The 22,600-nt window shown below is 42.8% G+C and carries 23 protein-coding genes; all 23 read left to right on the top strand.

Translation table 11 applies throughout. The features are described 5' to 3' along the window. Window positions 1-31 precede the first annotated feature (31 nt). Window positions 32-916 (top strand): L-serine ammonia-lyase, iron-sulfur-dependent, subunit alpha, encoded by an 885-nt coding sequence (sdaAA, locus tag ACFWE9_RS01475; RefSeq protein ID WP_230158147.1) that lies wholly within the window; start codon window positions 32-34, stop codon window positions 914-916. Then, window positions 913-2,964 carry an ATP-dependent DNA helicase RecG gene (gene recG, locus ACFWE9_RS01470; RefSeq protein WP_377355340.1) on the top strand — a complete coding sequence of 684 codons (2,052 nt, stop codon included), beginning with the start codon at window positions 913-915 and terminating at the stop codon, window positions 2,962-2,964. Before sdaAA ends, recG begins: the two co-directional genes overlap by 4 nt. A 115-nt stretch (window positions 2,965-3,079) precedes the next feature. Then, window positions 3,080-3,637, top strand: coding sequence for a transcription factor FapR (gene fapR / locus ACFWE9_RS01465; RefSeq protein WP_230158145.1), 558 nt, complete (start codon window positions 3,080-3,082; stop codon window positions 3,635-3,637). Between the two features lie 24 nt (window positions 3,638-3,661). Then, entirely contained in the window at window positions 3,662-4,657 is a 996-nt protein-coding gene (plsX, locus tag ACFWE9_RS01460) for a phosphate acyltransferase PlsX (RefSeq protein ID WP_377355339.1), read from the top strand. A 17-nt stretch (window positions 4,658-4,674) separates the two neighbouring features. Beyond that, window positions 4,675-5,622, top strand: a complete 948-nt coding sequence (gene fabD / locus ACFWE9_RS01455; protein ID WP_377355338.1) for an ACP S-malonyltransferase — start codon at window positions 4,675-4,677, stop codon at window positions 5,620-5,622. Then, on the top strand, window positions 5,619-6,362 hold the full coding sequence (gene fabG, locus ACFWE9_RS01450; protein WP_230158141.1) for a 3-oxoacyl-[acyl-carrier-protein] reductase: 744 nt from the start codon (window positions 5,619-5,621) through the stop codon (window positions 6,360-6,362). Before fabD ends, fabG begins: the two co-directional genes overlap by 4 nt. A gap of 57 nt (window positions 6,363-6,419) precedes the next feature. Beyond that, the gene (locus tag ACFWE9_RS01445) at window positions 6,420-6,653 is read left to right on the top strand and encodes an acyl carrier protein (protein WP_034313729.1); all 234 of its coding nucleotides are present in this window, start codon (window positions 6,420-6,422) and stop codon (window positions 6,651-6,653) included. A gap of 265 nt (window positions 6,654-6,918) precedes the next feature. Further along, window positions 6,919-7,662 carry a ribonuclease III gene (gene rnc / locus ACFWE9_RS01440; RefSeq protein ID WP_230158284.1) on the top strand — a complete coding sequence of 248 codons (744 nt, stop codon included), beginning with the start codon at window positions 6,919-6,921 and terminating at the stop codon, window positions 7,660-7,662. A gap of 20 nt (window positions 7,663-7,682) precedes the next feature. Then, window positions 7,683-11,246 (top strand): chromosome segregation protein SMC, encoded by a 3,564-nt coding sequence (gene smc, locus ACFWE9_RS01435; RefSeq protein WP_377355337.1) that lies wholly within the window; start codon window positions 7,683-7,685, stop codon window positions 11,244-11,246. A gap of 26 nt (window positions 11,247-11,272) precedes the next feature. Further along, window positions 11,273-12,289, top strand: a complete 1,017-nt coding sequence (ftsY, locus tag ACFWE9_RS01430; RefSeq protein ID WP_230158136.1) for a signal recognition particle-docking protein FtsY — start codon at window positions 11,273-11,275, stop codon at window positions 12,287-12,289. Between the two features lie 591 nt (window positions 12,290-12,880). Next, entirely contained in the window at window positions 12,881-13,213 is a 333-nt protein-coding gene (locus ACFWE9_RS01425; protein WP_061462382.1) for a putative DNA-binding protein, read from the top strand. 11 nt (window positions 13,214-13,224) lie between these two features. Continuing rightward, window positions 13,225-14,565, top strand: coding sequence for a signal recognition particle protein (gene ffh / locus ACFWE9_RS01420; RefSeq protein ID WP_230158133.1), 1,341 nt, complete (start codon window positions 13,225-13,227; stop codon window positions 14,563-14,565). A gap of 153 nt (window positions 14,566-14,718) precedes the next feature. Then, window positions 14,719-14,991: a 30S ribosomal protein S16 gene (rpsP, locus tag ACFWE9_RS01415; RefSeq protein WP_034313715.1), complete on the top strand. Its 273-nt coding sequence runs from the start codon at window positions 14,719-14,721 to the stop codon at window positions 14,989-14,991. Window positions 14,992-15,004: 13 nt separating this feature from the next. Then, window positions 15,005-15,235: a KH domain-containing protein gene (locus tag ACFWE9_RS01410; protein ID WP_230158131.1), complete on the top strand. Its 231-nt coding sequence runs from the start codon at window positions 15,005-15,007 to the stop codon at window positions 15,233-15,235. A gap of 225 nt (window positions 15,236-15,460) precedes the next feature. Further along, on the top strand, window positions 15,461-15,847 hold the full coding sequence (locus tag ACFWE9_RS01405; RefSeq protein ID WP_230158129.1) for a YlqD family protein: 387 nt from the start codon (window positions 15,461-15,463) through the stop codon (window positions 15,845-15,847). A 10-nt stretch (window positions 15,848-15,857) separates the two neighbouring features. Beyond that, window positions 15,858-16,376, top strand: a complete 519-nt coding sequence (rimM, locus tag ACFWE9_RS01400; RefSeq protein WP_230158127.1) for a ribosome maturation factor RimM — start codon at window positions 15,858-15,860, stop codon at window positions 16,374-16,376. Beyond that, window positions 16,376-17,110, top strand: a complete 735-nt coding sequence (gene trmD, locus ACFWE9_RS01395; protein ID WP_377355355.1) for a tRNA (guanosine(37)-N1)-methyltransferase TrmD — start codon at window positions 16,376-16,378, stop codon at window positions 17,108-17,110. The genes rimM and trmD overlap by 1 nt, the downstream gene beginning before the upstream one ends. Window positions 17,111-17,240: 130 nt before the next feature. Next, complete coding sequence (rplS, locus tag ACFWE9_RS01390; RefSeq protein WP_034313702.1) at window positions 17,241-17,588, top strand: 50S ribosomal protein L19; 348 nt, start codon at window positions 17,241-17,243, stop codon at window positions 17,586-17,588. Between the two features lie 219 nt (window positions 17,589-17,807). Then, window positions 17,808-18,368: a signal peptidase I gene (gene lepB, locus ACFWE9_RS01385; protein WP_230158125.1), complete on the top strand. Its 561-nt coding sequence runs from the start codon at window positions 17,808-17,810 to the stop codon at window positions 18,366-18,368. A gap of 17 nt (window positions 18,369-18,385) precedes the next feature. Next, complete coding sequence (gene ylqF, locus ACFWE9_RS01380) at window positions 18,386-19,258, top strand: ribosome biogenesis GTPase YlqF (protein WP_377355336.1); 873 nt, start codon at window positions 18,386-18,388, stop codon at window positions 19,256-19,258. A 182-nt stretch (window positions 19,259-19,440) separates the two neighbouring features. Beyond that, entirely contained in the window at window positions 19,441-20,226 is a 786-nt protein-coding gene (locus ACFWE9_RS01375) for a ribonuclease HII (RefSeq protein ID WP_377355335.1), read from the top strand. Between the two features lie 13 nt (window positions 20,227-20,239). After that, window positions 20,240-22,162: a hypothetical protein gene (locus ACFWE9_RS01370; RefSeq protein ID WP_377355334.1), complete on the top strand. Its 1,923-nt coding sequence runs from the start codon at window positions 20,240-20,242 to the stop codon at window positions 22,160-22,162. Further along, the gene (locus ACFWE9_RS01365) at window positions 22,159-22,431 is read left to right on the top strand and encodes an EscU/YscU/HrcU family type III secretion system export apparatus switch protein (protein ID WP_230158117.1); all 273 of its coding nucleotides are present in this window, start codon (window positions 22,159-22,161) and stop codon (window positions 22,429-22,431) included. The genes ACFWE9_RS01370 and ACFWE9_RS01365 overlap by 4 nt, the downstream gene beginning before the upstream one ends. Window positions 22,432-22,600: the final 169 nt, after the last annotated feature.

Below are 22,600 nucleotides of genomic sequence, written 5' to 3'. Positions count from 1 at the left end.
AATCGTTTCCACTTAGGAAGGAGAAGATATCATGTTTCGTAATGTAGCGGAATTAGTAGAGTTAGCTGACTCAAAGCAGAAAAAAATATCAGCACTGATGATAGAACAGGAAATGGAAGTTACCGGAAAAAGTCGCGAACAAATCATTTACCAGATGGGAGTCAACCTGGATGTGATGGAGCAGGCTGTTGAAAAGGGACTTCAAGGTGTAAGGTCCGTTTCCGGCCTGACGGGCGGGGACGCAGTCCTTCTTCAGAATTATATAAAATCCGGAAATTCCTTATCCGGTGAAATGCTGTTGGATGCGGTCAGCAAAGCCGTGGCAACAAACGAAGTGAACGCAGCGATGGGAACCATTTGTGCGACACCCACTGCCGGATCAGCGGGTGTGGTGCCTGGAACCCTTTTTGCATTGCAAAATAAATTAAAACCGAGCCGGGAAGAGAAGATTGAGTTCCTCTTTACAGCAGGAGCATTTGGTTTTGTCGTAGCGAATAATGCCTCGATCTCAGGTGCTGCGGGAGGCTGTCAGGCGGAAGTTGGTTCGGCTTCAGGCATGGCAGCGGCAGCCATCGTGGAAATGGCAGGAGGAACACCTGCGCAAAGTGCAGAAGCAATGGCAATCACTTTGAAGAACATGCTTGGTCTTGTATGTGACCCTGTTGCTGGGCTTGTGGAAGTCCCTTGTGTGAAGCGGAATGCCATGGGGGCAGCCAATGCTATGGTTGCCGCTGATATGGCGTTAGCGGGGATCACAAGCCGTATACCATGTGATGAAGTGATTGATGCGATGTACAAAATCGGACAAACGATGCCATCTGCTCTTAGGGAAACTGCACAAGGAGGATTAGCGGCTACACCAACTGGACGGGAGTTGGAAGCGAAAATCTTTGGCATACCGCTGAATAAAAAGTGAAATCCAGTCTACATGACCCCATAACAACAGTAAAAGGCATTGGGGATGAAACGGCTTCAGCTTTGAAGGAAATGGAGATCCATACCGTCAAGGATCTCCTGGAACACCTTCCTTATCGCTATGAAGATTACAGATTGAGAGATTTAGAAACGGTCGAGCATGAAGAGAGGGTTACCGTAGAAGGAAAGATTCATACGGTGCCCACGTTAGGGTACTTTGGGAAGAAAAAATCCAGGCTTACGATTAAATTATTGACTGGGAGATATTTAATAAATGTCATTTTTTTTAACCAGCCATATCTAAAGTCCAAGCTCGCGATAGGCGAAAACGTAACAGTAACTGGAAAATGGGATCGTCATCGTCAAACCATCACAGGCTCGGAGTGCCACGTTGGGAATCATAGCCGGGAGAAAGAGTTCGAACCTGTGTATTCAGTGAAGGGCAGCATTACGGTTAAAGGGCTGCGCCGCTTTATCTCCAATGCTTTTTCTCAGTATGGGACCATGATAGAAGAAAATATGCCCCCGCAGTTATTGGCGACATACAAACTGATGCCACGTAATGATGCTCTTCGTACCATGCATTTCCCTCTATCGGCTAATGATATTAAGAAGGCTCGACGCCGTTTTGTGTATGAAGAATTTTTATTGTTTCAACTCAAAATGCAGGCGCTTCGTAAAGTACAGCGAGAGCAGTCAAAAGGAATAGGTCAAAAATTTGATGAGGGGCTTGTGGAAGCATTCGTTGAAACTCTACCTTTCCCTTTGACGAACGCTCAAAATAGGGTCGTCGAGGAAATATTGACTGATATGAAATCTCCTTACCGGATGAATCGACTCCTTCAAGGGGATGTTGGATCAGGAAAAACGGTTGTTGCCGCCATATGCCTGAAAGCGGCGATTACAGCTGGTTTTCAAGGCGCACTTATGGTGCCAACGGAAATCTTGGCCGAGCAGCATACGCAATCATTGAAGGGCATGTTGGAACCGAGTGGAGTAAAGGTCGCCTTGTTGACCAGTTCGGTAAAAGGCAAAAAGCGCAAGGAACTGTTGCAAATGCTTGAATCCGGGGAGCTCGACCTTTTGATAGGAACGCATGCATTGATACAGGAAGAAGTGAATTTTCGGAACCTCGGTCTTGTCATAACGGATGAACAACATCGTTTTGGAGTGGAGCAGCGTCGGATCCTTCGTGAAAAAGGTGCAAATCCGGATGTTTTATTCATGACGGCCACACCGATTCCGCGCACGCTCGCAATAACGGTATTTGGTGAAATGGACGTCTCCACGATAGACGAAATGCCTGCCGGGCGTAAAGCGATAGAAACCTATTGGGCGAAACACCAAATGCTTGACAGGATATTAACTTTTGTCGAAAAGGAATTAAAAAAAGGGAGACAGGCCTACGTCATCTGTCCCCTGATTGAGGAGTCCGAGAAACTGGATTCTTTACAAAATGTTCTAGATGTACATGCTATGCTTACGCAGTACTTTGCGAACAGGTACAAAGTGGGGCTCATGCACGGGCGCCTGCCAGCGGATGAAAAAGACGAAGTCATGCAGCAGTTTAGTGCCAATGAAGCGCAAATCCTTGTCTCTACTACGGTTGTGGAAGTTGGAGTGAATGTTCCTAATGCAACGGTAATGGTCATCTATGATGCGGAGCGATTTGGACTTTCCCAGTTGCATCAGTTACGGGGAAGAGTTGGACGGGGAAGTGACCAGTCATTTTGCATTCTCTTGGCAGATCCAAAAACGGAAGTCGGCAAGGAACGGATGAAAATCATGACTGAGACGAATGATGGCTTTGCCCTTTCGGAGAAAGATCTGGAACTCCGAGGCCCTGGTGACTTCTTCGGCAAAAAACAAAGCGGCCTTCCTGAGTTTAAAGTAGCCGACATGGTCCATGATTACAGGACGTTGGAGGTGGCAAGGATGGATGCTTCAAAATTGATAGCTTCCCAAAGCTTTTGGCATTCCCCAGAGTATTCACCGTTACGGAGCTATTTAGAGGAAACGGGCGTATTTACGGGAGAAAAGCTGGACTGAACCAAAAAATCTATTAGCAGATTGCGAGAAATTGCACAATATCTTGCAATCTGTTTTTAAAATATATATACTACTATTAGTACCTAGTCATAATACTACGGATGGTGACCTTCAAATGCGAATAAATAAGAAGGAACGCCAGCAATTATTAATCGAAACGATTAAACAGAATCCTTTTGTAACGGATGAGGAGCTGGCTGAAAAATATTCGGTGAGCGTCCAGACGATTAGGCTCGACCGTCTTGAATTATCGATACCGGAGCTGCGTGAGCGTATTAAAAACGTGGCCGAAAAAAAATTCAGTGACGAAATCAGGGCTTTGCCTTTGGATGAAATCATCGGGGAAGTAATTGACCTTAATTTAGATGATAATGCAATTTCGATTTTGGATATAAAAAAAGAGCATGTCTTTAAGCGGAATGGAATTGCAAGGGGACATCATCTTTTTGCCCAAGCAAATTCATTGGCTGTAGCGGTCATGAATGATGAACTGGCATTAACTGCAAAAGCGTCCATTTTATTTACTCGTTCTGTGAAGGAAAATGAAAGAGTGGTAGCTAAAGCGAAAGTTAAAAGCGTGGACCACACCAACGATCGTTCCGTGGTGGAAGTCAGAAGCTACGTGGGCAATGAACTGGTTTTTAAAGGCGAGTTCGATATGTATCGCTCTTAACTTTCTAGTAAAGGATGAAAGAACATGAAGATAACAATAGATGCAATGGGTGGCGACAATGCTCCCAAGGCACAGGTTTTAGGAGCGATGAAAGCTGTCGAGACTTTTTCCGATGTGGTAATCACCTTGGTAGGCAATGAAACCGAGATTAACCAATACTTAACAAAACATGACCGAATAAAGGTTGTACATACAGATGAAAAAATATTAAGTACCGATGAGCCTGTTCGTGCGGTTCGCCGCAAGAAAAGTGCCTCAATGGTATTGGCTGCACAACAAGTGGCTGACGGGGAAGCAGATGCATGCATTTCTTCCGGCAATACGGGTGCGTTAATGGCTGCTGGCTTGTTCGTAGTTGGAAGGATAGACGGCATTGAACGTCCGGCATTGGCACCAACCCTTCCGACAATCGATGGCAAAGGTTTTGTCCTACTTGATGTAGGTGCGAACTCCGATGCGAAACCGGAGCATCTGCTTCAATTCGCCATAATGGGTTCTGTTTATGCCCAAAAAGTGCGTGGGATTGAAAAGCCCCGTGTAGGACTTCTGAATATCGGTACAGAAGAGAAAAAAGGTAATGAACTGACGAAGCATACTTTTACATTGCTGCAGCAATCATCGGAGATATCCTTTATAGGTAACGTAGAGGCCAGGGACCTCCTAAATGGGCCGGCAGACGTTGTCGTAACGGATGGTTTCACGGGAAATATGGTGTTGAAGACACTTGAAGGTACAGCGATGGGTGTTTTTAAAATGGTGAAAACGGCCTTGATGAGCAACTTGAAGAGTAAGTTGGCGGCAGCAATGGTGAAACCGGAATTAATGGGCCTTAAAAATCGCATGGATTATTCGGAGTATGGTGGTGCAGGCCTATTCGGTTTGAAAGCTCCTGTCATTAAGGCGCATGGTTCTTCAGATGATAACGCAATCTATAATGCAATACGCCAGACTCGCGATATGGTGGGCCATGATGTCATACCGGTGATTGCAAAGACGATAGAAAACAATAATAAATCATAGAGGCAGGGGAGTAACAAATGGGTAAAATTGCTTTTGTCTTTCCAGGACAAGGATCACAGTCAATAGGAATGGGCCATAGCTTGTTTCAGCAAAGCGAGCGTGCTCAGCAAATTTTTCGCACTGCGGATGAAAAACTTGATTTTCCACTTTCCGAACTTATCTTTAATGGCACACAACAAGAATTAACGGTAACCTATAATGCACAACCAGCGTTATTGACAACCAGTTATGCAATGGTCAGAGCGTTGGAAGAAGCCGGAATCAAACCCGATTATACTGCAGGGCATAGTTTAGGTGAATATACGGCTTTAGTGGCATCTGGTGCAATTTCTTTTGAAGATGCCGTGTATACTGTGCGCAAGCGTGGTGAGTTCATGGAAGCTGCCGTGCCGAATGGTCAAGGCTCAATGGCAGCGATACTAGGAATGGATCGTGACGCTCTTTCTGAAGTGACAGCTGAGGTAACGGCAACAGGTGAATCCGTTCAACTAGCCAATATAAATTGTCCAGGACAAATCGTCATTTCAGGCACATCAGAAGGGGTTAAACTTGCAAGTGAAAAAGCCAAGGAGAATGGGGCAAAACGAGCACTTCCTCTTGAAGTGAGTGGACCGTTCCATTCGGAATTGATGAAGCCAGCTGCAGAAAAGTTACAGGGTGTCCTTGATGAAGTGAGCTTCAAACAGGCAGAAATTCCTGTCATATCAAATGTAACGGCCAAGCCGATAACTGCTCCAGCTGAAATTAAAGAAAAATTAATCGAACAGTTGTATTCCCCAGTACTTTGGGAGGATAGTGTGAAAAATCTGCTCGAATTGGGCGTGGATACGTTCATCGAGGTAGGTCCCGGGAAAGTATTGGGTGGGCTGATCAAGAAAATTGATCGTTCCGTTCAAATTCACTCGGTATCTGATATAGATACTCTAACTAAAACAATTGAAACATTGAAGGGGGAACAAGCATGATCCTCGAAGGCAAAAAAGCACTTGTAACGGGAGCGTCACGAGGTATTGGCAGGGAAGTTGCTCTAGAATTTGCCCGTCAGGGAGCAGACGTTGCCATCAACTATTCCGGCAGTGAGGCGAAAGCAAATGAAGTGGTGGATGAAATCAGGGCTTTGGGCCGTAAAGCATTTGCCGTCCAATGCGATGTTGCAAATAGTGAATCGGTGACAAGCATGATCAAAGAGGTCGTCGAACAGTTTGGCAGAGTGGATATCCTGGTTAATAATGCTGGTATCACACGTGATAACCTATTGATGCGGATGAAAGAAGACGAATGGGATTCGGTGATCAATACGAATCTTAAAGGCGTGTTCCTTTGCACAAAAGCGGTCACAAGACAAATGATGAAGCAACGCAGCGGCAGGATCATCAATATGGCATCGATTGTCGGCGTCAGCGGAAATGCAGGGCAGGCTAATTATGTAGCTGCCAAAGCTGGTGTGATCGGCCTGACTAAAACCACCGCTAAGGAACTTGCTTCAAGAGGGATAACAGTCAATGCGATTGCTCCTGGGTTTATCTCGACAGATATGACTGGAGAATTACCTGAAGATGTCCAAAAAGCGATGCTGGACCAAATTCCACTGGCACGATTCGGAGACCCAGAGGATATCGCTGCAGTGGCTTCTTTCCTAGCTTCAGAGGCTAGCAAATATATGACTGGACAAACTCTTCATGTAGATGGCGGCATGGTTATGTAAGTTTTCTTTGATTTTTTTCAAAATTAATTTATAATGTTTTGAGGGGAGGTGAACAAATTGGCAGATGTATTAGAAAGAGTTACAAAAATCGTTGTAGATCGTTTGAATGTAGAAGAGTCAGAAGTGAAACTTGAAGCTTCTTTCAAAGAAGATCTTGGTGCCGATTCCCTAGATGTAGTCGAACTAGTCATGGAATTCGAAGACGAGTTTGATATGGAAATTTCGGACGATGACGCTGAAAAAATCGCCACAGTAGGTGATGCTGTGAATTACATACAAAGCACTATGTAATGAATTTGTCATTTGACTAAAAGCTCCGTTTTTAAAACGGGGCTTTCTCTTATACTTGAAGAAGTTTGAAGCAGCGGCAGAAATAAGGGTATGAGTATGCGCCCTGGTAAGCTCCGTTGGCTGTCAGTCTTTTGCCGGTTAGTTTTCTTTAAACGGATAATAATGTATGATGGTACATAGGAAAGCTTGACAGGAATTCCTGCCAGGTTTCTTTTTATATTTTGGAAAAATATGCTTTTTGAACCGTTGTGGAGGGTTTTTTGTGATGCGTAGGAACGGAAATAATCGTAAACCATCAATCAAGGAAAATAAATTTAAACAATTGCAAGAAAGTCTGGGTTTTCATTTTCAGGATGAAAATTTATTGAAACAAGCTTTTACACATTCATCTTATGTGAATGAGCATCGCCGTAAGCCTTATGAAGATAACGAAAGGCTTGAATTCTTGGGAGACGCTGTACTTGAACTGACCATCTCTAAATACTTGTATCAAAAATATCCGATGATGAGCGAAGGTGAACTTACTAAACTAAGGGCCGCCATTGTGTGCGAGCCTTCACTAGTTGCTTTTGCCAATAGCCTTTCTTACGGAGAATACGTATTACTTGGAAAAGGGGAAGAAATGACAGGCGGAAGAGAACGGCCTGCCATGCTTGCCGATGTATTTGAAGCCTATATTGGGGCTTTGTACCTTGACCAAGGATTAGAGCCAGTTGTGCAGTTTTTGAAGAATATTGTATTTCCTAAGATAGACGAGGGTGCTTTTTCTCATGTGATGGATTATAAGAGCCAGCTTCAAGAGCTGATTCAGCGTGATGCTATCGGTGTTCTCCAATATAAAATCTTGCAGGAAAAAGGGCCAGCCCATAATCGAGAGTTTGTTTCGACTGTCTCATTGAATGGGGAAGAACTGGGCTCTGGTATAGGAAAATCGAAAAAAGAAGCGGAGCAGCATGCTGCCGAGCATGCATTAATCGTTTTAAAAGAAAAAAATCAACAAGATAGTTGAACAGTAGAGGAGGAAAGGTCATGTTCCTCAAACGCTTGGACGTTGTAGGATTTAAATCTTTCGCAGAAAAAATTTCGATTGATTTTGTACCTGGTGTCACGGCAGTGGTTGGACCAAACGGAAGCGGTAAAAGTAATGTGACCGATGCAGTCCGATGGGTACTTGGTGAGCAGTCTGCGAAATCGCTGCGAGGATCAAAAATGGAAGATATCATCTTTTCGGGAAGTGACACGAGGAAAGCGTTGAATTTTGCAGAAGTATCATTGACCCTTGACAACGAAACGAATTCCCTGCCGATAGATTTTCATGAAGTTAGTGTGACTAGACGGGTATATCGATCGGGAGAAAGTGAATTTTTCATTAATAATCAAGGTTGCCGTCTGAAAGACATCATAGACCTGTTCATGGACTCTGGTCTTGGACGTGAAGCGTTTTCCATCATCAGCCAAGGGAAAGTGGAAGAAATCCTAAGCAGTAAGGCAGAAGAAAGACGTGTGATCTTTGAAGAAGCAGCCGGTGTCTTAAAATATAAAACAAGAAAACGAAAAGCGGAATCAAAGCTGACGGAAACACAGGATAACTTAAACCGTGTCCATGATATCCTCCATGAATTGGAGGGACAGGTGGAACCGTTAAAAATTCAGTCTTCCCTCGCCAAGGAATTTTTGGAAAAGAAAGAAGAGCTTGAACAAATAGAAGTTGCTTTGACCGTTTTTGAGATCGAAGAACTTTATGAAAAATGGGAAAATCTGTCCCAGGAACTTGAAAAACATAAAGAAATGGAACAGCAAATGGCAGGAAAGCTTCATGAGAAGGAAGCGCATCTCAAAAAGCTTCGGGATAATCTTGTCACACTTGAGACTTCAATCAATGGACTGCAGGAAATTCTCCTGAATGCCAGTGAAGAACTTGAAAAGCTTGAAGGTCGTAAAGAAGTACTGAAAGAACGGAAAAAAAATGCTGCCCAAAACAAGTCGCAGCTTGAAAAAGCGATTGTGGAAGGTGAGGCGGCGGTCGAGCGTTTGTCTCTACAAAAGGAAAAAGAAACTGAAATCCTGAATGCGCTGCACTCGGAAGTAAAAGGGCTGCAGGAAGTATTACATGAAAAACAAAAAAGCCTAGGCCTATTCAATAGCGATATCGAAGCCATGATAGAAGTGAAAAAGAGTGATTATATCGAGTGGTTGAACAAGCAGGCAACGGCAAAGAACGAAAAACAATACCTGCTTCAGCAGCTTACACAGCAGGAGCATAAAAATGCTAAACTCGATATGGAAAATGAAAAGTTCCTAACGGAAAGAATGGATATCACCGCAAAAAAAATGGAATACTCTGCTCAGATGGACAATGTGACCAAGCAGCTGGAAGAGCATGTTTCTTTTTTCAGAAATCAGCAGAACAAACTGAATGCGGCAAAAGATACGTATCAAAAACAAGAAACCACCCTATATAAGGCCTATCAATTCCTTCAACAGGCAAAATCACGTAAAGAACTTCTTGAAGAAATGGAAGAGGATTATGCAGGCTTTTTTCAAGGTGTTAAAGAAGTTTTAAAAGCGAAAGAAACCCTTCGAGGCATTGAGGGGGCAGTTGCAGAATTGATAAAGGTTCCAAAGGAATATGAAACGGCCATCGAAACGGCTCTGGGCGGAGCGATGCAGCATGTGGTTGTGGAACGCGAAGAGCATGCTCGAGAAGCCATTTCCTTCTTGAAGAAAAATAGGTATGGGCGTGCGACGTTCTTGCCTTTATCAGTCATTAAGGCAAGAGAGATTTCAGCGAGCCAATTATCGATGCTCAAAAGCCATTCCGCTTTTGTCGGGACCGGCTCATCCTTGATCCAATATGATGATAAACATGCAGCGATTGCGGAAAACCTGCTCGGAACCGTCATAATTACCACAGATTTAAAGGGTGCAAATGACCTGGCGAAAATGATGCAGCACCGCTTTCGTTTCGTAACACTTGAAGGGGATATCGTCAATCCGGGTGGTTCAATGACTGGAGGAGCGTTAAAGCAAAAAACGACCTCCCTGCTTTCGAGGAAAACGGAATTGGAAGAACTCAATCAAAAACTTAAAGACATGGAAGCGAAAACGAACCAGCTGGAAAAACAGGTCAAACAGCTTAAAGTGGATGTCGGTGTTCAAGAGCAAACGCTTGAACAAACGAGAAAAACAGGGGAGAGCCTTCGATTGCAAGAACAAACCCTGAAGGGTGAACTTCGCGAAGTGGAACTCCAGGAAAGAAATGTGAATGATAGGCTGCATCTTTATGATTTGGATAAAAATTCATATTTAGAAGAACAACAGCAAAAGACGGCAAGACTTAAAGAGTTGGAAGAACTTTTGGAATCATGTAAAACGGAAATTGAGGGGCTTGACCAGTTGATTTCCGACATGACGGAACAAAAGCAATCCCAACAATCCTCAAAAGAGAGCCTTGCTGAAGAAGCGAATGAACTGAGGGTAACGCTGGCCTCAAAACGTGGGCAGCTACAAAACCAAAAAGAAAAGATGGAACGTATAGAAACGGATCTTTCAAAGGAAAAAAGCAGGCTCCGTGAGAATAAAGATGATTTGGGGCTACTGACTAATGAAATGACAGACAGTTCAAGCGGGGAAGAGACGCTTGAAGATATGGCTCAGCAGAAGTTGCTCGATAAGAATGAAGCAATTGAAGGAATTGCCATAAAGAAACAGGAAAAAAACGAGCTTCAAACACAAGTTGAAACACTAGAACTGGCTTTAAAAGAAGAAAATCGGCTATATAAAGGCATTGTTGAAGTGATTAAGGATGAAGAAGTGAAAGTAACTCGATTGGATGTCGAACTGGAAAACCGTCTCGACCACTTGCGAGAAGAATACACGCTATCATTTGAAGGAGCTAAGGAGCAGTATCCAATGATGATGCCTGTAGAAGAAGCACAAAAAAGGGTGAAGCTCATCAAGCTTGCCATCGAGGAATTAGGGACGGTAAATATAGGTGCAATTGATGAATACGCACGTGTATCTGAACGTTATGACTTCCTTCTAAGTCAAAAGGAAGACCTTCAACAGGCGAAAGATACATTATTCCAAGTGATCGATGAAATGGATGATGAAATGAAGCGGCGCTTTGCGGATACCTTCTATTCGATCCGTGAAGAATTCGAACAGGTCTTCAAAGCTTTATTTGGTGGAGGCAGAGCGGAGCTGAAACTGACGAATCCTGATGATTTACTTAATACAGGGGTGGATATCATTGCACAGCCTCCTGGGAAAAAACTGCAGAATTTAAGTCTCTTATCCGGGGGAGAACGGGCATTGACCGCGATTGCCCTTTTATTCTCCATTTTAAAAGTGCGGCCTGTGCCTTTTTGCATCCTTGATGAAGTAGAGGCTGCACTTGATGAGGCGAATGTCGTCCGGTTCAGCCAATTTTTAAAGAAGTTCAGCAAGGAAACGCAGTTTATCGTGATTACTCACCGTAAAGGTACGATGGAAGAGGCTGATGTCCTATATGGCATTACAATGCAGGAGTCAGGCGTCTCCAAACTTGTTTCCGTCCGAATGGAAGAATCAGAAGACTTTATGGAAGTTTAAATTCATGAATTAGAGGAAGTGGGACAATGAGTTTTTTCAAAAAGCTAAAAGAGAAATTTACGACCCAGGAAGAAAAGGTAAAAGATGTAGAAGTGGAAGTAACCATAGGGGAAAAATTTAAGCAAGGTTTGACAAAGACGAGGAATTCCTTTACTGGAAGGGTTAATGAACTTGTTGCCCGTTACCGGAAAGTGGATGAGGACTTCTTTGAAGAACTTGAAGAAATACTGATTCAGGCTGACGTTGGCTTTGATACCGTGATGGAATTGATCGACCAATTAAAAATGGAAGTCAAACTTCGCAATATCTCTGATACGAGAGAAGTGCAATCCGTCATTTCCGAAAAACTTGTCGAAATCTATCAAGGTGATGCTAAAGAGACATCAAGCCTTAACATACAAGAAGATGGTTTAACTGTCATTCTGTTTGTCGGAGTGAATGGGGTAGGTAAAACAACGACAATTGGTAAACTTGCTCATAAATTTAAGGCTGAAGGTAAGTCGGTTGTATTAGCAGCAGGTGATACATTCCGTGCAGGAGCAATTGAACAGCTCGAGGTATGGGGAGAACGTGTTGGTGTCAGTGTAATCAAGCAAGGAGAAGGTTCTGATCCTGCCGCGGTCATGTTTGATGCCATTCAGGCAGCTAAGGCACGTAAAGCGGATATCTTGATTTGTGATACAGCGGGCCGTTTACAAAATAAAGTGAATTTAATGAAGGAACTGGAAAAGGTGAAACGTGTAATTGAACGTGAAATACCTGGTGCACCACATGAAGTGTTGCTTGCTCTTGATGCAACAACCGGACAAAATGCCCTTATTCAAGCCAAGACATTCAAGGAAGCGACCAATGTGTCTGGTATTGTTTTAACAAAACTTGATGGCACGGCAAAAGGTGGAATTGTTTTGGCAATTCGCAATGAGCTGGCCATTCCCGTGAAATTTGTAGGACTTGGTGAAAAAATGGACGATCTTCAGGAATTCGATGCTGAGAAATATGTATACGGCCTCTTTGCTGATATCATTGATAAAGAACAGCTCTAATTGATCATTTTATAAGCCGGAAGAGGTTTTTCTCTTCTGGTTTTTTTGTTTATGATTCACTTCGCCCTTTTCCGAAGAATAAGGGCGCAAAAGACCTAATTAATCATCAGATCAAAGGAATGTGTCATGGAGCGGGAAGAAGAAGCTCAGGCATTCAATGATTTACATTTACATACCATGGCAGACAAAAAACAAAACAAAAGCCAATGGCTCTTTACCTGCCTTCCTGCTTTTATATAGGATTCCACAACCCGGCAATTTGACTGCATGGGATTAAGACACAATTGGCTGGAATCCTTAAAAAAGGAGTCGTACACCAAAACCATCAAGAAACGATATATCTGTGTAAATAGCGGCACACAAGACATGCGGGGTACCGAATTGGGACAGAAGAATGATGTTGAATCGCCATCCGTTAAGATACCGCAACATAGGAGGATGAGCGGTTGAAACGCCTCCTTGAAGCGGGAAATAGAAAAAAATATGTTTTATAAAGATGTGGTAAGGAGTTTAACTTGACATCAAATAAACTAGGCTATACAATATAAACTTGTAAAGGGTTTTCACTTAACAGCAGGGAGGCTTGCTAATATGCTTGAAAAGACAACGCGGATTAACTATTTGTATGACTTTTACCAATCGTTGTTAACAGAGAAGCAGCAGAGCTACATGTCCCTCTACTATCTGGATGATTACTCTCTTGGGGAGATTGCCGATGAATACGAAGTGAGTAGGCAGGCAGTCTATGATAATATAAAAAGAACAGAAGCGATGCTTGAGGAATACGAAGCAAAGCTATTGTTATTTCAAAAATTTCAAGAGCGTAACCAATGGATTGCGAATATGAAGGGACTCATAGAAAAGGATTCCTTTTCGAAAGAGAAGCTGCTTGACGCAATCACGACGCTTGAGAAGTTGGATTAGGAGGCGGCAATATGGCATTTGAAGGATTGGCCGACCGACTGCAGAGCACGATGCAAAAGATCCGTGGAAAAGGGAAGGTCAACGAAGCTGACGTTAAAGAAATGATGCGTGAAGTTCGATTGGCCCTGCTTGAAGCGGACGTTAACTTTAAAGTCGTGAAGGAATTTGTAAAGCGTGTTAGTGAACGTTCGGTAGGTCAGGAAGTGCTGAAAAGCTTAACCCCCGGTCAACAGGTAATTAAAGTAGTTAAGGAAGAATTGACGGAGCTGATGGGCGGCGAACAGAGCAAGATTGCCGTTGCCTCGAAACCACCGACTGTCATTATGATGGTAGGACTTCAAGGGGCAGGTAAAACGACGACCACCGGAAAGCTCGCCAATCTTCTTAGAAAAAAATACAACCGCAAGCCATTGCTCGTTGCGGCTGATATTTACCGTCCGGCGGCGATTAAGCAGCTTGAAACACTTGGCAAACAATTAAGCATGCCTGTTTTTTCCTTGGGTGACCAGGTCAGTCCTGTTGAAATTGCCAAACAGGCGATTGAAAAGGCAAAGGAAGAACATCATGATTATGTGTTGATTGATACCGCAGGACGCCTTCATGTTGATGAAAACTTGATGGGCGAACTCAAGGATATCAAAGAATTGACAAAACCGGATGAAATCTTCCTGGTTGTCGATGCGATGACAGGTCAAGATGCGGTCAATGTAGCCCAAAGCTTTAATGAGCAGCTTGGCCTGACTGGGGTCGTATTAACGAAACTTGATGGGGATACACGTGGTGGTGCGGCACTTTCGATACGCTCAGTCACCAACACGCCGATTAAATTCGTCGGTATGGGAGAAAAATTGGATGCACTTGAAGCCTTCCATCCAGAACGGATGGCGTCAAGGATTCTTGGTATGGGTGATGTATTGACCCTTATCGAAAAAGCACAGGCTAATGTCGATGAAGAAAAAGCGAAAGAATTAGAGAAAAAGATGCGGACAGCGACTTTTACCTTTGATGATTTCCTTGAGCAACTTGGACAGGTGCGAAATATGGGGCCGCTTGATGATATTCTGAAAATGATTCCCGGTGCGAACAAAATGAAAGGGATGGATAACCTTCAAATCGATGAGAAACAGATCGGTCATGTTGAAGCTATCATCCGTTCGATGACAACGCAGGAAAAGGAACATCCAGAAACCATGAATGCATCCCGCAAAAAACGGATCGCCAAAGGAAGCGGCAGATCGATTCAAGAAGTGAACCGTTTACTTAAGCAATTCGAAGAAATGAAAAAGATGATGAAACAGGTTACAAACATGCAAAAAGGGAAGAAAAAGGGATTCAAATTCCCGTTCATGTAAGGTTTATTTCAGGTCGAAATGAGGCGGAAATGCAGGGTGAAACCATGTATTTCAACACTTTTTCCCCCTGTTAAGAAAAAAACCTTTACAAACATACAAGACATTTGATATTATACTATCTTGTGTGAAACTATTCGGAGGTGCTTATTTAAAATGGCAGTAAAAATTCGCTTAAAACGTATGGGAGCTAAAAAATCTCCTTTCTATCGTATTGTAGTTGCAGATTCTCGTTCACCACGTGACGGACGTTACATTGAAGTGGTAGGAACTTATAACCCGGTGACTCAACCAGCTAAAGTTGAAATCAACGAAGAGCTTGCTCTTAAATGGTTACAAGATGGAGCTAAACCATCTGATACAGTTCGTAACTTATTCTCAACACAAGGCATCATGGAAAAATTCCATGTTGCAAAAAACAGCAAGTAATCGACGGTAGTTGATGAAAGCACTAATTGAAACGATTGTTTCAGCACTTGTGGATTATCCGGAAGAGGTCATCGTGACCTCTAAGGAAGAGTCCGACCGAGTTGTTTATATCCTCTCCGTTCATAAAGAGGACATGGGCAAGGTCATCGGTAAGCAAGGGCGTGTTGCTAAGGCGATTCGGACTGTGGTATATGCAGCAGGATCTTCACAGCAGAAGAAAATCTATTTGGAGATTTCCGAATAAGGAGGGCTAATACCCCTCCTTTTTTTTGCACTTCAAGAAAGTGAAATTCTTCCTCTGATCCTAATCCAATATGACCTGGAGTTTAAACTTTACGCCTTTTTAAGACGCATCTTTTACCGATTTACGTTATACTTAAGAGAATGACCCTCATTTTTCAAAAAGATTACCCTATCATACATATTTTTTGAAGGAAATAAGAAATCATAGATAATAGGAGGTGCTGGAATGAAAATTCTCCAAAATGTAATCGTTAACCAAGTATTAACGGAATCCAGCAAGAATCAGCTCCTCGAGAAGTACAAGTCAAAACGCCTTCAGCTTCAAAAAGAGAGTGAACAGCTCCGTTTTGAACTGAAAAAACTTGAAAAAACAAGAAATCTCCAGCCTGCCAGTCTCCGTGCTCATTTCGAAAAAGAAATAAACCAGAGGCAAGAAAAGATTAAACTGCTTGAATTTCAAATGGAGCAGTTGGAGATCCTTCCCACCGGAAGTGAATTGAAGGAACGGGAAGTTCAAAGTATCATTGATGTGGAAATCGGGGCAGATTGGGACGAAATTATGGCAACGAAAACAATTGTCATTAAAGATGGAATCGTCTCGGAAATTCGTTAGAGGTGAAAGAATGGAAAAATGGTTTAATGTAGGTAAAATTGTCAACACCCATGGTCTTTTAGGAGAAGTCCGTGTTATTTCTTCAACAGACTTTCCGGAAAAACGGTACAAAGTGGGAAATACCCTTTATTTGTTTAGGGATACGGAGAAAATGCCTTTGCCGCTTATCATCAGGTCGCATCGTACCCATAAAAACTTTAATCTATTGACGTTCGAGAACTATTATAATGTCGGGCAGGTCGAGGCTTTTAGAAATGGGGTCCTGAAAATCAAAGGAGCACAGCTTGGTAAATTGGATGAAGGTGAGTTCTACTTCCATGAAATCATCGGCTGTTCGGTATTTACGGATGAAGGTATGGAAGTTGGGGAAATCATTGAGGTTCTGACACCGGGTGCAAATGATGTTTGGGTCATTAAGAAAGCTGGCAGTAAGGATATTTTGATTCCATATATTGATCAAATTGTAAAAGAAGTCGATATTTCCGCTAAAAAGGTCATCATAACACCTATGGAGGGACTTTTAGATTGATGAAAATCGATGTACTTTCGCTTTTTCCAGAAATGTTCGAAGGGGTATTTGGCTCGTCAATCTTAAAAAAGGCTGCAGAAAAGCAGGCTGTCAGCTATAAGGTGACCAATTTTCGAGATTATGCAGATAATAAGCATTCGACGGTGGACGATTATCCATATGGCGGCGGTGCCGGAATGGTGTTGAAAGCTCAACCGATTTTTGATGCTGTAGAAGCTCTTAAAGGGCAAGCAGAGCAAACCCCAAGGGTAGTCCTTCTTTGTCCTCAGGGAGAGCGTTATACGCAGAAAAAAGCAGAAGAGTTTGCAAAGGAAGAGCATCTTGTTTTCATTTGCGGACATTATGAAGGGTATGATGAACGCATCCGGCAGCATGTCGTAACGGATGAAATTTCGATTGGTGACTTTGTGCTTACAGGCGGGGAATTGGGAGCAATGGTCATTATTGACAGTGTTGTCCGCTTGCTTCCTGGCGTTCTAGGAAATGTTGACTCCCCGATTCTTGATTCCTATTCTTCTGGTTTGTTAGAACATCCCCATTATACTAGACCTGCAGATTTCCGGGGAATGAAAGTTCCCGATCCGCTGATATCCGGGAATCATAAAAAAATCGATGAATGGCGGATGAAGGAATCCCTGCGCAGAACGTTGATGCGACGTCCTGATTTGCTTGAGAGTTATGAACTATCGGATATTGAAAAAAAATTATTGTCCGAGATTAAAAAAGAAGACTGATGTCTATTGCATCGGCGTTTATAGTATGATAGGATATACCTTGTGACTTGGGCAAAATGCTCAGTCTTATAACGATGTTCCGCTGCAAACAATTAGTATTTGCAAGAGCGTCCAGGAGGAGTTGAAATCGATGCAAAATCTTATTAACGAAATCACAAAAGAACAACTTCGCTCAGATCTTCCATCATTCAGACCTGGTGACACAGTACGTGTACACGTAAAGGTTATTGAAGGAACTCGCGAACGTATCCAGTTGTTTGAAGGCGTTGTAATCAAACGTCGTGGCGGCGGAGTTAGTGAAACTTTCACAGTACGTAAGATCTCTTACGGCGTTGGAGTAGAACGTGCTTTCCCTGTTCACACACCAAAAATTGCGAAACTAGAAGTTATCCGTCACGGTAAAGTACGTCGTGCGAAACTTTATTACCTACGCGAACTTCGTGGTAAAAAAGCTCGTATTAAAGAAATTCGTCGTTAATTCTTCGAATATCTACATGCGGATTTACCATGATCCACATAAGGTGAATAACCAAACAGTATCATGCAAAAAAGGGAGCTTGTTTATCAGGCTCCCTTTTTGCACTTGAATAAACCATGAATGCACCCATAGGGTGAAAACCATATAGAATCCTGCTCGCTATAGCGCCCGCAACATGTTAAAATAATTGTTGATATGCTTCTAAAAGGGTGGGTAAGGATGGCGAAAAAGAAAAATGAATTGTGGGAATGGACAAAGGCGGTCATAATCGCGGTTATAGCTGCGACATTGATTCGTTATTTCCTCCTGGCTCCTATTGTTGTGGACGGTAATTCCATGATGCCGACATTAAAGGATACGGACCGCATGATCGTTAATAAAATCTCCTATTCCATTGGTGAACCGAAAAGATTCGACATTATCGTTTTTGAAGCTCCTGAAGGCAAGGATTACATAAAGCGGGTCATCGGATTGCCAGGTGAGAAAGTGGAATATAAAGATGATACTCTTTACGTGAATGGGAAAGCATATGCTGAGCCATACTTGGATAAATATAAAAAGCAATTGATTGATGGCGGTGCATTGACGGAGCCTTTTACATTAAGTGATGTCATTGAACAAGAAACGGTACCCGAAGGCCACCTATTTGTCTTAGGGGATAATCGCCGTTTTAGTAAGGACAGCCGCCATATTGGCGTTGGTGTCGTTCCTTACGATAAAGTGTTAGGAAAAACTAAATTAGTTTATTGGCCAATTGAAGACTTTCGATTGGCGGAATAGTAGGAAGGTGGATTCCATTGACAATACAGTGGTTCCCTGGCCATATGGCCAAAGCGAGACGGGAAGTAACAGAGAAATTAAAACTGATCGACATCATCTTTGAACTTGTGGATGCCAGGCTTCCGGCATCTTCACGAAATCCGATGATCGATGAAATCATACAGCATAAACCGAGGGTCATCCTTTTGAATAAAGCAGATATGGCTGATCCGGTAAAAACGAATATGTGGCTTGAGTATTATAAATCACAGGGGAAAACGGCAATTGCGATTAACTCTCAGGCAGGGAACGGTTTAAATCAGATCACAGCGGCTTCAAAAAAACTTTTAAAAGAGAAGTATGACCGGATGGAATCAAGAGGAATCAAGCCGCGAGCGATCCGTGCCATGATAGTCGGTATTCCCAACGTAGGGAAATCAACATTGATCAATCGGCTTGCTAAAAAGAACATTGCTAAAACAGGCAATACCCCTGGTGTCACGAAAGCGCAGCAATGGATAAAAGTTGGTAAGGAATTGGAGCTGCTTGACACGCCGGGAATTCTCTGGCCTAAATTCGAAGATCAGGAAGTAGGCTTGAAGCTTGCATTGACGGGAGCGATCAAGGATACGATTTTAAATTTGCACGAAGTATCCTTATATGGACTTCGCTTCTTGGAAAAAGAATATCCGGATAGATTGAAGTCGCGTTATAACCTGGATACAATTCCTCAAGAAACGCTCGAACTTTTCGATAGGGTCGGTAAGTTCAGGGGCTGTTTAGCATCTGGAGGGTTCATTGATTACGATAAAACCGCAGAGTTGGTCGTACGTGAAATCCGTTCAGAAAAGATGGGTCCGCTAACGTTTGAGATACCTAAGGACTATGAAGAGGATCATTTACCCGAATAACTTTATGTAAGAGCACACTGACCTGATTATTTGAAGACAATCAGTGAGTGGATTGATACGGAGCTGGAGTTGGATATCAAAAATGTTTTTCCTTTTTGATGTCTCTTTTCCGCTCCGTATTTTTGTTTGAACTGTAGAAAAGAAGCAAGACTGCCGATAATTAATATGATGGGTGATAAATGATGAAAACTGCAATGAGCATAAAAGAAATCTCTTCAAAGTTAATGACAATAAAAGAGCCTGATGATTTATTTTTACTAGAATGCCGGGAGGACGGGCGGAAGGGCGTAGCCGATTTAGTAAGCAAATGGCAAAGAGCCTATGATAAAGAGCAACAAGTAAAGAATACTTTCATTGAGATGACGGAGTTTGAACGGCAACTGCGAAAACAGGGGTATTCCATTCTTGCTGGTATCGATGAAGTAGGGAGAGGACCGCTGGCAGGACCAGTTGTGACGAGTGCAGTCATCTTGCCGGAAACTTTCTATTTGCCAGGACTGAATGATTCTAAAAAGATTCCAGAGTTAAAAAGGGAACAGTTTTATGAGAGGATCTGTAAGGAAGCCATATCCATCGGGGTGGGTATTGTACATAGCGAAGTAATCGATGACATTAATATATATCAGGCTACGAAAAAGGCAATGATAGCGGCTGTGAACGATCTGTCAGAACTTCCGGATCATTTGCTGATTGATGCGATGGAACTTGATGTGCCCATGCCGCAGCTTTCGCTCATAAAGGGGGACGCAAGAAGCATTTCCATTTCTGCGGCCTCCATTATAGCGAAAGTGACTCGTGACAGGATGATGAAGGATTATGGGGTGAAATATCCGGAATACGGGTTCGAAAAGCACATGGGATACGGGACAAGCCAACATATAGAAGCACTTGACAAGCATGGTCTTACACCTTGGCATAGAAGAAGTTTTGCACCAGTTAAGGAAATCGCTGCACGAACGAAAGAATAAGGGAGGATGAGTGATGCTAACCATAACGAGCGGTCACCCCGTACTTTCACCCATTGAAATGCATGGAACTGTGAGTTTGAAAAGCGGACAAATCCTTTTTGGGAAGGTGAATAAGGTTTTTCCTAACCAGGCGGCAGAAGTTCAGATTGGCCAACAAAAAATGATTGCCACTCTCGATATCCCGCTTCGGGCAGGTGAAAGGTATTGGTTTCAAGTCCAGCACCCAAATGAGGGGAAGGTCGTGTTAAAAACGTTCGAGTCTCCGAATGTGAACTATACCAGTGTGAAGGGAATGGCTGCACAATTGATCGCTCATCTCGGCATGACGCCCGAACCGGCAGCAGCTAAGCTTGCCGAATACCTCCTTAAGAATCGTCTCCCGATTACAAAGGAAACTTTTCAGTCGGCTTTGCAATGGCTAAAAGCTGTTGATACGGCAGAATCTGGGCTGCCTATCATAAAAACAATGTTCGTTCAGCAATTGCCTTTTGTAAAAAATGTATTTGAAGCATTATTTGAACAGACCAAAGGCGAACCATTCCATAAATTGCTCAGTGACCTCCATCAACAGTTGCAGGATGGGAGTACGAAAACGAATACGGCCGACAAGCTTATAAGCGTATTGGACTCATTACATGTTGCTAAACAGAACCAACTTCAACAAAACGGTTTGCAAAAACTTGTGACCGCTTGGCTGGACTCCGATTCAACACCCGAAATGAAATCAGGGGCATTTTCTCTGCTTCAACAGACGGGTTTCATACCGAAGGGAACGACTGAAGCTGTCTTTTTTGAGAATTTAATTGATGGAGCGGAGGCAAGGTCCGGATTTCCTGAGGATTCAGTGATCGATAAATTACACCAAGGTTTGCATTTACTTTCAGAAGGAAAAAATGGAGCATGGGGAAAAGTTGAAAAGGTCGAAATGAATGTAAATCGCTTATTGAATGGTCTTGAACATGAAGGGGCAAAAATGCCAACCGATATCAAACCGAATCAGCTAAAAAACATATCTGCTGAAAAAATATCACCTCTTGCCGTTCGTTTAATAGAGAGTCCGTTTACCGAAGCAAGTGCCAGAAGCAAAGGACTGGAAAGCAATAAGGAAGTGAATGAGATTCTAGGGTATTTGAATACGGATACAGAGCAGGTTGCTGAGGCGAAGGGTAAGGTGGCTGAACTGCTCATTCAATCGCTTAAACGGCATCCAGAGGCCTTGTCCGTTAAGAATAATGAGAAACTGGTCCTTGCATATGTATTGGAAACTGAGTTTCAAACGATCGATTTCACAAATGGGGCATCAGCTGCACATCAACTTAAAGAGTGGACCAAGATACTTGGCCTGCAGCTGGAACATGCAATCCTTAATCAGTCTGGAGTTGATTCGACGGATATCTCGAAAGATTTGGAAACACTTAAACCTCTGCTTCTTAAACTGCTGAATGAGCAAACTCCTGCATCGGTAAAGGAGATAGCAGAACACATTCTAAATCGGATTACAGCTCAACAGATCCTTTCACAGGAAAATGGGCCGGTTCAGAATTTGCTCCTAACACTACCTCTCAATCTGGGGACTTCCCAAACGGATCTTACTTTACAATGGAGCGGAAGAAAAACAAAAGAAGGTAAAATAGACCCGGATTACTGTCGGGTCCTGTTCTATTTAGAATTGGAACGAATAAAAGAGACGGTCATCGATATGCAAGTTCAAAATCGAATCATAAAAGTGACGGTCATTAATGAGCATGGTGCAGCGATTAAAGAGATGGCTGATCATTATCTTGACCTGTTGGGAGAGAATCTGGAAAAAATGGATTACAGATTGTCCGGGGTTTCATTTGTTAATCCGAAGAATGAAAAAGATGGGAACAAAGTGTTGAAATCCATTCCATTTTCAGAAACGGGTTCATATAGTGGAGTGGATATTCGAATATGAAAAATGACAAACGAAAAGAAGCGATTGCCTTAAAGTATGATCAAAAGACATCCAATGCTCCCGTAATCTTGGCCAAGGGGAAAGGAAAAACGTCTGAAAATATTCTGGAAAAGGCCATGAAACTGGATATACCGGTCCAAAAGGACGAATCGCTTGCTGCACTGCTAGGTCAATTGGATATTAATCAAACGATTCCGGAAGAATTGTATGGAGCTGTAGCGGAGGTTTTTGCATTCATTTATAAGGTTGACAAGGATATGAAATGGTAGGATCCTAATTTATCCAAGTGATTTCACTAAATGAATTCATGTTGGTTTATGTAGAATAATAGGGAAATCTCCAACGGTTTTTCATTATATTAAAAAAATACTAAATTATTTGCAAAAGGACAAGGCCATGGCTTTGTCCTTTTGCCTTTCCTTTGAATCAAGACAAGGA

The sequence above is a fragment of the Peribacillus sp. NPDC060253 genome, from assembly GCF_042727425.1.
Classification (GTDB): domain Bacteria; phylum Bacillota; class Bacilli; order Bacillales; family DSM-1321; genus Peribacillus.
The sequence above is the reverse complement of the archived record's forward strand: the minus strand, read 5'-3'. Positions and strand labels throughout refer to the sequence as shown.